The organism is Vibrio kagoshimensis, assembly GCF_050337535.1.
Taxonomy (GTDB): Bacteria; Pseudomonadota; Gammaproteobacteria; order Enterobacterales; family Vibrionaceae; genus Vibrio; species Vibrio gallaecicus.
In genome coordinates, this window is sequence record NZ_JAKJSZ010000014.1 from 38,728 (window position 1) to 50,763 (window position 12,036).

Sequence of the window (12,036 nt, forward strand, 5' to 3'; positions counted from 1 at the left end):
AATCATCACTTTAAACAATTTCCCAGCTATGCGTCATTTCAATAGCGGCACCTAGCATTAGGCACACTGAACAATACTTTTCTAGAGAATCGGCACATACTTTTGCAACCGTGTCTTTATCAAGTTTGTCGCCAGAAACTTCAAAGTGAATGTTAACTTTAGTGAAAATACGTGGAGCTGTATCTCTTCGCTCAGTGTCCAGCTTAGCATTACATGCCGTCACATTCTGACCCGCTTCTTTTAATCCATCGACTACATCAACAGAGCTACAGCCACCAGCAGCCATTAGTACCATTTCCATTGGGCTTGGTGCCGTTGCGCCACCGTTGCCATCCATAACAATAGAATGCCCAGACTGAGATTGACCAAGAAACTTAAAACCTTCTACCCATTTAACTTCTGCTTGCATGCTGATCCTATATGCGCGGAATGCGCTATCGTTATAATTCAAACCAAACTTATTTTGCGTACGTTACTATCACTGAGCATTAGAGGCAATATTTCCTAACTCATAAAAAATTTTCTCTTTTTTTTGTAATTTTTTACGCCCTAACCCTGTCTCTATTCGTACATTCAATTGAATGATAGAACACAAGATGAGGTATCTATGAAGAAGTTATCTAAAATATTGGTATCACTCGCGGTAGCACTGCCGCTGATTTCTCTATTTGTAAGCCAAGCTGGCACTGCCGATACTATGGATAAAATGGCAACATCAGGGAAGACTGAAATCGCAACTTTAGCTGGGGGATGCTTTTGGTGTACAGAATCAGATTTAGAAAAGTTAGATGGTGTTATTGAAGTTACTTCAGGTTATGCCGGCGGTTCATTAGAAAACCCAACTTATCGACAGGTATCATCGGGTAAGTCAGGGCATATTGAAGTGATTGAGGTTGTCTATGATCCAAAAGCTGTTAACTATGAGCAAGTCCTTGACCAATTTTTCCGTCATATAGACCCTACTGATGATAAAGGTTCATTTGTAGATAGAGGTCCACAATACCGCCCAGCTATCTTCTTCCACAATCAGGAACAAAAGATGATTGCGGAGCAATTTATGGCTGAGATTGAAGAAGCCGATATCTTTAAGAAGCCGCTAAAAACTGAGCTAATTGCACTCGACAAGTTCTGGCCAGCGGAAGGGTATCATCAGGACTATTACAAAAAGAGTAAAGTTCGTTATAACTACTACCGCTACGCATCGGGTCGCGATCAATACTTAGATAAGATATTCGGCGATGACCGTGAAGATAATCCACAAACAATACGCCAAATCATTGATGACAAAAAGATTGCTGCAAATTTAAAAGCCTACTCTAAGCCAACACAAGCTGAAATAAAGGCAAAGCTAACGAAACTTCAATATGAAGTAACACAGAATGATGCGACAGAACGTTCGTTTAGCAATGAGTATTGGGATAACAAGCAAGAAGGTATCTATGTTGATATCGTGACTGGTGAACCGTTATTCTCATCAGCTGATAAATATAAATCAGGCACTGGTTGGCCGAGTTTCACAAAGCCTATCAATGATGCCTATGTTGTTACCACAACAGATTATAAATTGCTGTACCCACGAACTGAAGTACGCAGCCGATTTGGAGACTCTCATCTTGGTCATGTTTTTAAAGATGGACCAGCCCCCACAGGTTTACGATACTGCATGAACTCTGCTGCTATGCGTTTTATCCCAGCAGATAAGCTAGCAGAAGAGGGTTACCAAGAGTATGTGGAAATGTTCGAAGGTTAATGCTTCCTGCGATCGACTCCCCAATTAAATATGTTGAGAGTTAATGCATCAGTAACCTTATAAAAACATAGCATTAAATGCCAACTGACAAGACTTATCATTTCAGTTGGCATTTTTATGAATAAAATATTATGCGAATAGTTAAGCAACCACTTAATATGATCTGCAAGCTTAATTCTTCGTAAACCCTATTCCCTTGTGTATAACTGAAAAAACGTTGTTCTCATTTCACTCAATGATGCCTACCTTGCATTCGCTCTCCCCTAATCATCAATAAACCTCTAATCAATTGATTTATAAGCTAGAGAAGCCGCGCGATATCTGCTAGCTTTCAAATAACGTCTCCAGTGGCATCATTATATGAATGACTTAATTACTCAATTTCAAACTTACATCACCGCCCAACCAAACGACTGGGGTACTAGCGTTTTGTTTATTACCATTGCCAGCTTTATCGCTTGGATTGGATGGCGAATCTTACAAGGTCGCTTAGCCACACTGGCTGAGAAAACCCCTTTTCACTGGGATGACCTTCTCCTAGACGCTCTAAAAACGCCAGTCAGCACGTTGATATGGTGCTGGCCAGCCACAGTCTCGCTTGGATTCATATTACAAGATCATTTTGGTAGTAAGATCAATTGGTTGAGCACAGTTAAACTGATTGTAGTTATCAGTATTTTTGTGTGGATCACCTTACGCTTAATCAGCAATGTAGAAGAGTACGTTTTAGCTTCTAAGAAGCGAGATGAAACGACAGTACAAGCCATAGCCAAAGTCGCCCGACTGTTTTTTATGGTTATCGGTGCTTTAACCATCATGCAGGCCTTCGGCTTAAGCTTATCTGGTCTACTGACCTTCGGTGGTGTAGGTGGTTTAATTGTCGGTTTAGCCGCTAAAGATCTTCTATCCAACTTCTTTGGTGGCATGATGATCTACTTTGACCGCCCGTTCAAAGTTGGCGATTGGATCCGCTCCCCTGATAGACAAATTGAAGGTACGGTTGAGAGGATTGGCTGGAGAATGACGATCATTCGTACTTTCGATAAACGTCCACTATATGTACCCAACTCTGTTTTCAGTAATATTGTGGTTGAGAATCCATCACGCATGTTGAACAGAAGAATCAATGAAACGATAGGTTTACGTTACCAAGATGCAGATAAAATGCAGCTTATCGTGAATGATGTAAAAGCTATGCTTGAAACGCATCCAGACATAGATGCGAAGCAAACCCTTATCGTCAACTTTGATAAATTTGGTCCTTCTTCCCTTAACTTTTTTATCTATACCTTTACCAAAACGGTGAACTGGATTCGCTATCATGAAGTGAAGCAAGATGTACTTTTGCAAGTGTTGGCTATTATTCATAAACACCAAGCTGATATTGCATTCCCAACTCAAACTCTAAAGCTTGAGCCTCAAGAAATCGGCATGGCTGGAGAACTATCGGGCTCACTTTCAAACTTAAAGGCAGATCCACAGAGATAAGCCATAACGTGTTAACATAATGAAAGTAGTTCTCTCATTCATTTAGTATCACCTTATGATTTTACCTGTCATTTTAGCGGGCGGCTCGGGTAGCCGCCTGTGGCCTTTATCACGCGAGCTATATCCCAAGCAATTCTTATCTATCGCGGGTGAGCAATCCATGCTTCAGCAAACTCTTGCTCGTTTAGACGGTCTTGATGATCATTTCCTTGATCTAAAATGCCACGCTCCTTTAATCATTTGTAATGAAGAGCACCGTTTCATTGCGGCTGAACAAATACGATCTGTCGGATCAATACATTCTCATATTGTATTAGAGCCTTTGGGTAGAAATACCGCTCCAGCTATCGCACTCGCAGCTTTATATGCGATCCAAGAATCGCAGCTCGAAATACAAGCAGGGACAAGTTCAGAGCAGGTTAAATCAGCAGGTCATGGGAAAAAAAGTTTGGATGATCGCGACCCAATCTTGTTAGTGCTTGCGGCAGATCATCATATATCTGATGTCGCAGCATTCCAGCAGGCGATCGGACACGGTGTTGACTACGCAAATATTGGTAAACTTGTCACGTTTGGTATTACTCCAGATAAACCTGAAACAGGCTACGGCTACATTAAACAAGGAGAAGCTCTGCAAGACACGGTCTTTTCTCAACTATCCCTCTCAAACCCATCAAGTACTCAACAAGCATTCTCCATAGAACAATTTGTTGAGAAACCAAACAAAGAAACAGCTGAACACTACCTAAGCAGCGGTGAATATTTATGGAACAGCGGTATGTTCATGTTTAAAGCCTCTCAATATTTAGAGGAGTTAGAAAAATATCAGCCTGATATTCTGCGCGCTTGTAAACAGTCTTTTTCTAAACGAACCAGTGACCTAGATTTTATACGTATTGACTCAGAGGCGTTTGCTCGCAGCCCGAGTAACTCTATAGATTATGCTGTCATGGAAAAAACTCAGCATGCCGCCGTGATTCCCATGGATGCAGGTTGGAATGATATTGGGTCTTGGTCAGCTATTTGGGATGTTAGTGATAAGGACAAGAATAACAATGTTATTGAAGGTGACGTGCTGACTGTGGATTCCCAACATAATTACATTCATGCAGAGAACAAACTAGTCGCAACGGTTGGCGTTGATAACTTGATTATCGTAGAAACCAAAGATGCCATTTTAGTCGCTGATAAAGAGAAAGTTCAGAGTGTGAAGTCTATAGTCGAGCAGCTCAACCAATCAGAAAGAACAGAGCATAAACACCATCGAGAAGTTTTCCGTCCATGGGGAAAATATGATGTAGTTGATTTAGGTAAGCGAGACAAAGTAAAACGAATCACAGTGAAAGCAGGTCATAAACTTTCACTACAGATGCATCATCATAGAGCTGAGCATTGGGTTGTTGTTGCAGGTACAGCCAAAGTCACAAATAATGATGAGACTTATCTAATAGGTGAAGATCAATCGACTTATATACCACTTGGTCATATCCATAGCCTAGAAAACCCTGAAACCATTCCGCTAGAGATGATCGAAGTGCAAACAGGGCACTATTTAAGTGAAGACGACATTGTCCGTTACCAAGATCACTATGGTCGTCAGAATACTCAGTATAAAATTAACCCTGTCCTTAAGCCAAAACCCCAATCATGAAGCAAAAATTCGATCTAAGCGGTTTCAAGAATAATGATATTCGCGGCGTCATAGGCAAGCAGGTATCTGAAGAGCTAGCGTATCTGATAGGTAAAGCATTTGCCCAATGGCTCATAACCAGAAATCCATCTTTACACCTTCAAAAAGGTACGGTCTCAAACTCAAATCGAATCACTTCAGTGACTGGCAACGAAAGTGACTCAAAACTATCGAACGTCGTTGTCATCGGTCGTGATAATCGAGAAACGTCTCTTCCCTATCAAAATGCGTTAACCACAGGATTGATGGAAGTGGGAATTGAAGTTATTGACCTTGGAGTGACAGGAACTGAAGAGGTGTATTTCGCGACCCGCCATACAAAAGCCCTTGGCGGAATACAAATTACCGCTAGTCATAACCCTATTAATTATAACGGAATGAAGCTGGTTGCCGAGAATGCTTACCCGATAAGTAAAAATAGTGGTCTAGAAGCGATAAAGAGTCTAGTTAAAAACATGGCTCTTGAGCCTGATTACCAGAAGTTCCTGGGTAAAAATAAAGAATCTAAAATCCAACGACTCCATTCAACAAGCTTCTTAACTGAGTACATTGAACACTTACTTTCTTATATAGAAACGTCCAAAATCAATCCATTAAGAATTGTGGTTAACCCAGAAAATGGAGTCGCGGGTCATGTGCTAGACGCCTTAGAGAAGAAATTCATCGAGCTGAAAATACCTATCACTTTTATCAAGATCAATTTTGAACCCGATGGTCAATTCCCAAACGGGATACCAAATCCTCTAATCAAATCTCATCAAACAGTGACTCAACAAGCTGTTCTTCAACACGCTGCGGATTTAGGATTAGCATGGGATGGCGATTTTGACCGTTGCTTTTTCTTCGATGAAAATGGTCGTTACATTGAAGGTTATTACATGGTTGGTTTGCTCACTGAAGCCTTCTTGAAAAAAGAAACCAATGCTACGGTTTTACATGACACAAGGCTTATTTGGAATACCATCGAAGTCGCCAAAAAGTTTGGTGGGAACTCTATACAAGTGAAAGCAGGTCATGCGTTAATCAAAGAGAAAATGCGGGAAGAAAGCGCGGTATATGGAGGTGAAATGAGTGCTCATCACTACTTCAAAGACTTTGGGTATTGCGATTCTGGAATGATTCCATGGCTGCTCATCATCGAGCTTATATCTAAAACTCAACAATCGCTTGCAGAGCTTACCTCCGCCAGTATCAATACCTTTCCCTCTTCTGGTGAAATAAATTGCACAGTTGAAAACCCACAGCATGTGATTGAAAACGTTTTAGCACGATACAAAAACAAAGCGGTCAACATTGACCACACAGATGGCATAAGCCTTGATTTAGGAGAGTGGCGATTTAACCTGAGGCAATCGAACACTGAACCCCTTATTCGATTGAATGTTGAAACGAGAGGAAACAAAGTACTTCTTGCGGAGAAAACCGATGAAATCCTTTCTTTATTAACCTAGCAGCACAGATTCATCTAAGCTCTTTACACATCAAATCGCTTTAAACACCGAATTCATTTAAACACCTAGTCGCTTTAAACACTAAAGCCGCAGAAATAATCTGCGGCTTTATTCAATTCTTGATATTTACTAGACAATCGAAGCTCAGGCATATCAAATGCTTCGATCTTTATTGAAACTACTTTAATTGGATTGCAGTAAAAGTTTCATCAATAACACCTGATCCTTTACGCTTTTTCATCATGACTTTGACACTACGCTTGCCATCAGCAACATTGTAGCGAATAGCTTGACCAAGGTATTTATCATTGCGCTTAATATCACGCGCATTCAATTTGATGGTTTTATTACCACGGTTAACTTCGCAACGGTAATCCCAATCTTTACTGCCATCTTTTACATCAAGAAGAATTCTTTGGCTCGATCCGCCTGATGCAACTTTGATCCCACGTGGCTTTTTATCAATCGCAAGAGAAAGACCAGCTTTACATAATTGTTCAGCAGTAAAGCCCTGAGCAGCTTCTACCTGAGGAGTAGTAAACGCACTTACTGCGACGAATGCCAGACTTACTAATGCCATCTTCATTTTCATGGATAAAATCCTAATTCAATATTGAACACCGTTCCATTAAATCACCAGTTCAATATATCGTCAAGAATTTTATGGTACAACGAACCCTATATGGAATTGCTTAATAAAACTCGTTTTGATTTGAATGGTGATTAACTCACATAATAATCATGCGTCATTTTAATAAGGGTATCCAAGTTATGCTTTTCTAATTGATTGATCCCCGCGGCGGCTTCACGCCCTCCTCCCGTTTTAAATGACCCACAAATTTTTACCGCCCCTTGCTTATTATTTAATGGAGCACGTAAAGAAACGGTATAGCTAAGATCCGAATTGGAGGTTAATACTACACTTACACACTCTGGGTTTTGATTGGCTAAATAATTTCCATAGACTCCACTGATCCGCCTTGAAGCAGCAGTATCAGGTAGCTCAAATACACGAACGACGTCGGTTTGAACGAGCGGAGTTAGGCTTTCAACGAGTGCCCAGTCTTCAGCATAAGCTTTTTGTAAAACATGAAATGGCGATTGAGGATCATCAATAACATCAAATGGAGAACGATAGTTAAGGAGTTTTTTGTAAAGTTCAGCCGGGTCAAAATGTAGATCAGATACTTCTCTTCCATAACCGTTGTAATTGATCAAAGTACCTAGCTCTTTTAATTGGTCTCGCTGAGCCACACTTAACTGGTATTGGTTAGCAAGTTCATCAGCCACAGCTAAAAGATTATCGCCATATGCACCAGCAATCGCCCAATGAACAAACTGATCTTCAAGCTGTTTGTTAACGATCAGCGCAGTACACGTATTTGGATCTAAATCTATAAGACAAGTTAGATTATGGTGAGTGGGAATATCACCAGATTTATGATGATCAAAATACGTAACTTTAGCGCCAGATTCGAGTAACGCATTCAGTGCATCTTTGTTTTTATCTAATGAGACATCTAAGACTAGCACTTCATCACCAGCCGAAGTATTCACTTCACAAGCATCAACATTAGCCAAAAGTTCAACATTACGTTTAACTCCTGTAACCAGTTTTGCTGTCTTAGGCTGAGCGAGCCTTAATTGAATTAAAGATATAATACCATCGGCATCACCATTGAATACGTCATAATTCATTCGATTAGTCTTTCCTTTCACTATCGAGCCAGCTTGAGCTAAGAAGTTAGGTTCGAGACTTTAACTTCTTCAATACTTTTGTTTACGCTAACCTATTGAATGGTAACTGCAAAGAAAAGAGCTATACCGTTATCTTTGTGTTTATATCATTTAAAACTAAAAAAACCTCACCGACATAAGCCTGTGAGGTTTTCTTATTAATCCTATCGCGGCTTTAAAAATAATCCAGTCGATAAATTATGCTTTATTACGACGCTCAACCACTGCATCAGCAAGTTGGCGAAGAACAGTTTCAGTGTCTTCCCAACCAATACATGCGTCAGTGATAGATTGGCCGTAAGTCGCCGCTTTACCATCTACAAGGTCTTGACGACCTTCGACTAGGTGTGACTCAATCATTACGCCGAAGACGGCTTTATCGCCACCTGCGATTTGAGCACTAACATCATCTGATACATTCATTTGACGCTTAAACTGTTTAGAACTGTTTGCGTGGCTGAAATCAATCATCACTTTTTGCGGCAAACCTGACGCTTCAAGTTCATCTTTAATCTTAGCGACGTGCTCTGCGCTGTAGTTTGGCTCTTTACCACCACGTAAAATAATGTGGCAATCAGGGTTACCTGCAGTTTCGATAATCGCCGAATGACCGTACTTTGTTACCGACAAAAAGTGGTGTGAAGCGCTCGCAGAACGAATAGCGTCTGTAGCAATTTTAATATTGCCGTCAGTACCATTTTTAAAGCCTACAGGGCATGAAAGACCTGAAGATAGCTCACGGTGAACTTGTGATTCAGTTGTACGCGCACCAATTGCCCCCCAACTGATTAGATCAGCCACATATTGTGGAGTGATCATATCAAGGAATTCACTTGCTGTCGGCATGCCCATATCAGTCAGATCAAGCAACAATTTACGGCCAAAACGCAAGCCATCATTCAGTTTAAAAGTATCATCCATGTACGGGTCATTGATCAGACCTTTCCAGCCAACAGTGGTACGTGGCTTTTCAAAATACACACGCATTACAATCTCAAGTCGATCGCCCAGTTCATCACGCAATACTTTTAAACGCTTACCATATTCAATTGCTGCTTCCGTGTCATGAATAGAACAAGGACCAACGATCACAAGTAGGCGATCGTCTTTATCTTTTAAAATATTATGAATAGCTTTACGGCTTTCAAATGTAGTCGAAGAAGCAGTTTCTGTTGCTGGGAACTTTTCTAAAACAGCAACAGGGGGTAATAACTCTTTTACTTTATTAATTCTTACATCATCAGTCTGGAACATTGCTTACTTCTTCCTTTTCTATCCTTGAGCTGAATTCGCGTGTTCAAACACAACTTCTATCAGCATTAATCTTCTTGTTCCCTGTAACTTATCTAGTAAAAACGCTAACTTCAATCACTATTTAAAAATAAAGGCAATTTTTTTTATGTTTTATATTTACAACACCTTGTATATCATAATTTACAGCGGTGATTTTCTAAGCAGTTTGAACAGTATGAGCGTATTCAACGACCACTTGATTTCCTTCAATATAAGCATTTTGGATTTCCCCATCGACACTCATACGGCTCTGTAGATATACCACTTTTGGTGCATGACCCATTGTCTCTTTTAGAGACGGTAAAACGTGTTTTGGCTCTAAATGAAGTAGACGGCAAAAGTGGCTAATAAACGGCATAGTTAAAGGGTTCTCTCCTCTCAATATTCGAGAAAAAGCAAGCTGGTTCATACCGAGTTGTTTAGAGAATTCCATTTGTGTAATACGCATTTTAGATTTTTGTGACATCCAAGTTTGGTAGAGCGCTTCTCTATCTTGTTCTGTGAATTCCATGATTCATCCTTATATAAGTCAATTGAATGAATTGTCGTTGCTTTAATACAATCGGATGTCAGCGTTTGGTTAATGGAAGTCAAAGGTTTGTTTTTATCGCCTTAAAAATTGTGACGTTTTATGACCACCTAGCCCTCTTATACATATGATTTTTATATTCATTTCTACTATTAATACATTCATATCAATACCTTATAGAAATCAGCTTCATTCATTTATCAAGTTAATTTTCTTCGAGAATTAAAAACCTGAACTGACATTCCACAATTGAATCATTCACTTCGTATTTATAAATTTTGTTGGCTACATTTCGCTTGCTCAACGCACTTTTGGCAAACTACCTGAAAGGGTAGGACGCAAAGCTACCGGTCTGTCGACACTACATATGAGCATGCTAGTCATACTGTAAAAGACTCTTAGGTAATGTCTATGATAGCGGAGCTGCCACTTAACTAGGGAAAAGGGTTATCCATAAGATCTCACTTAGTGAACCCATATAAATCCAGGTAGTTAACTCGTAGATATAGTTAACCAATACAGATAGTTAAGTGTAAACAACGCCAGAGTGTCATCTTTTTTTGTCAGCTATTTATAAGGAAAAATGATGAATAAACTCCCAAATAAAACCTTAATTGCCTTTTCACTTTTCAGTGTGAGTGGTGCTAGTTTTGGACACGGATATGTTTCTGCCTATGACAATGGTGTTGCAGAAAGCCGAGTTGCGCTATGTAAATTCCCTGCCAGTGATACCAATGAAAAAAATACGCATTGTGGTGCCATTCAATACGAACCTCAAAGTGTCGAAGGCCCTGATGGCTTCCCAGCAACTGGACCTCAAGATGGAAAAATCGCCAGCGCACAAAGCTCACTTGCCGCAGCTTTAGATGAACAAACCGCAAACCGCTGGGTTAAGCGCCCTATTCAATCTGGTTCTCAATTTTTCGAGTGGACGTTCACTGCAAACCACGTTACCCGTGATTGGAAATACTACATTACCAATTCAAACTGGAACCCAAACCAGCCTTTAGCACGTAGCGCATTCGATCTCACTCCATTTTGTGTGGTAGATGGCGGAATGGTTCAACCACCAAAACGCATAAGTCACCTGTGTAACGTGCCTGAACGCGAAGGCTACCAAGTCATTCTAGCGGTGTGGGATGTCGGTGATACCGCCGCATCTTTTTATAATGTTATTGACGTTCAATTTAATGGTGACGGACCTATCATTCCTGATTGGGAGCAAGGCGGGCAAGTTAACCCAACAATTGATCTAAATATCGGTGACAGCGTTTACACGCGTGTATTTGACCAATCGGGAGAAAACACTTCTTACAGCACAGAAGTGATGATTGAAAGCACAGAGCAAGGTAAAGCCAATAACTGGTCTCACGCCCTTGCGACTAAAATCAATAAAGAGCAAGAGCAAATAAAATCAGGTCAACTGAATGATGCCGGTGATTTCACACCTGTCTACGGAACAAACCCTATTTACTTAAAAGCAGGTTCTAGGTTTGAGAGTGTTGAAGTTGGGTACAAGATTGAAACACCAGAACCTGACTACGATCTTGCTGTTACTGGCCTTGAGGCTGAATACATTGTTAACGATAGCCCTACAAAAATTGATTTAATACTTGCGGCTACTGGCGATCTTCAAGCTGAGCTAACCGTATTTAATCACCATAGAGAGGCACTGGCATCCCATGTTTCTGAACTATCTGATGGTCAAGTTGATGATATTCAGCTAACGCTATCAAAATCAGAAGCCGGTCATCACATGCTTGTTATTGTGACCAAAGATGCACAGGGTAATCTAGTTGATCAAAATACTCTTGATTTCCACCTAATCGAAGAGCAAACCCCACCACCAGCAGGTGAGTATGATTTCGTATTCCCAGAAGGTATTGAAGCTTATACCGCTGGCACTAAAGTACTAAGTAGTGATGGCAGCATCTATCAATGTAAAGAGTTCCCATATTCCGGGTACTGCGTTCAATGGTCACCTTCTGCAAATCATTATGAGCCAGGAGTGGGTTCACATTGGCAATCGGCTTGGAATAAGTTGAACTAATATATTCAGCACATAAAAACGCGGAGATTGTGTCTCCGCTTTTTTATA

General features: G+C 40.4%; 10 protein-coding genes, 1 pseudogene and 1 riboswitch. Of the genes and pseudogenes, 6 read left to right on the forward strand and 5 right to left on the reverse strand.

Going from position 1 to position 12,036, the window contains the following annotated elements:
• Positions 1-10: 10 nt before the first annotated feature.
• Complete coding sequence (locus tag L4C37_RS14360; RefSeq protein WP_429768983.1) at positions 11-409, reverse strand: OsmC family protein; 399 nt, start codon at positions 407-409, stop codon at positions 11-13.
• Between the two features lie 198 nt (positions 410-607).
• On the opposite strand from L4C37_RS14360, the gene msrB reads away from it, so the two are divergent.
• From msrB to L4C37_RS14385, 5 genes and pseudogenes are all read left to right on the forward strand, one after another.
• A complete protein-coding gene (gene msrB, locus L4C37_RS14365) occupies positions 608-1,750 on the forward strand; it encodes a peptide-methionine (R)-S-oxide reductase MsrB (RefSeq protein WP_273295402.1) in 1,143 nt (380 codons plus the stop codon).
• 360 nt (positions 1,751-2,110) lie between these two features.
• A complete protein-coding gene (locus L4C37_RS14370; RefSeq protein WP_429768984.1) occupies positions 2,111-3,238 on the forward strand; it encodes a mechanosensitive ion channel family protein in 1,128 nt (375 codons plus the stop codon).
• A gap of 55 nt (positions 3,239-3,293) precedes the next feature.
• Positions 3,294-4,889, forward strand: coding sequence for a mannose-1-phosphate guanylyltransferase/mannose-6-phosphate isomerase (locus L4C37_RS14375; protein WP_429768985.1), 1,596 nt, complete (start codon positions 3,294-3,296; stop codon positions 4,887-4,889).
• A pseudogene (locus L4C37_RS14380) lies at positions 4,886-5,369 on the forward strand (hypothetical protein); the annotation flags it as partial. The gene L4C37_RS14375 and the pseudogene L4C37_RS14380, both read left to right, overlap by 4 nt.
• A 14-nt stretch (positions 5,370-5,383) precedes the next feature.
• Positions 5,384-6,379 carry a phosphohexomutase domain-containing protein gene (locus L4C37_RS14385; protein WP_429769044.1) on the forward strand — a complete coding sequence of 332 codons (996 nt, stop codon included), beginning with the start codon at positions 5,384-5,386 and terminating at the stop codon, positions 6,377-6,379.
• A 178-nt stretch (positions 6,380-6,557) separates the two neighbouring features.
• Here L4C37_RS14385 and L4C37_RS14390 read toward each other — a convergent pair whose 3' ends face one another.
• From L4C37_RS14390 to L4C37_RS14405, 4 genes are all read right to left on the reverse strand, one after another.
• The gene (locus tag L4C37_RS14390; RefSeq protein ID WP_429769045.1) at positions 6,558-6,959 is read right to left on the reverse strand and encodes a hypothetical protein; all 402 of its coding nucleotides are present in this window, start codon (positions 6,957-6,959) and stop codon (positions 6,558-6,560) included.
• A 143-nt stretch (positions 6,960-7,102) separates the two neighbouring features.
• Positions 7,103-8,077, reverse strand: a complete 975-nt coding sequence (locus L4C37_RS14395; RefSeq protein ID WP_429768986.1) for a DHH family phosphoesterase — start codon at positions 8,075-8,077, stop codon at positions 7,103-7,105.
• A 237-nt stretch (positions 8,078-8,314) separates the two neighbouring features.
• Entirely contained in the window at positions 8,315-9,370 is a 1,056-nt protein-coding gene (gene aroG / locus L4C37_RS14400) for a 3-deoxy-7-phosphoheptulonate synthase AroG (RefSeq protein WP_137372094.1), read from the reverse strand.
• Positions 9,371-9,566: 196 nt separating this feature from the next.
• Positions 9,567-9,920, reverse strand: coding sequence for a helix-turn-helix domain-containing protein (locus L4C37_RS14405; RefSeq protein WP_137372093.1), 354 nt, complete (start codon positions 9,918-9,920; stop codon positions 9,567-9,569).
• A gap of 321 nt (positions 9,921-10,241) precedes the next feature.
• Positions 10,242-10,369: riboswitch (cyclic di-GMP riboswitch) on the forward strand.
• Positions 10,370-10,524: 155 nt separating this feature from the next.
• Between L4C37_RS14405 and gbpA the strand changes: the two genes are divergently transcribed.
• Entirely contained in the window at positions 10,525-11,988 is a 1,464-nt protein-coding gene (gene gbpA, locus L4C37_RS14410; RefSeq protein WP_429768987.1) for an N-acetylglucosamine-binding protein GbpA, read from the forward strand.
• Positions 11,989-12,036: the final 48 nt, after the last annotated feature.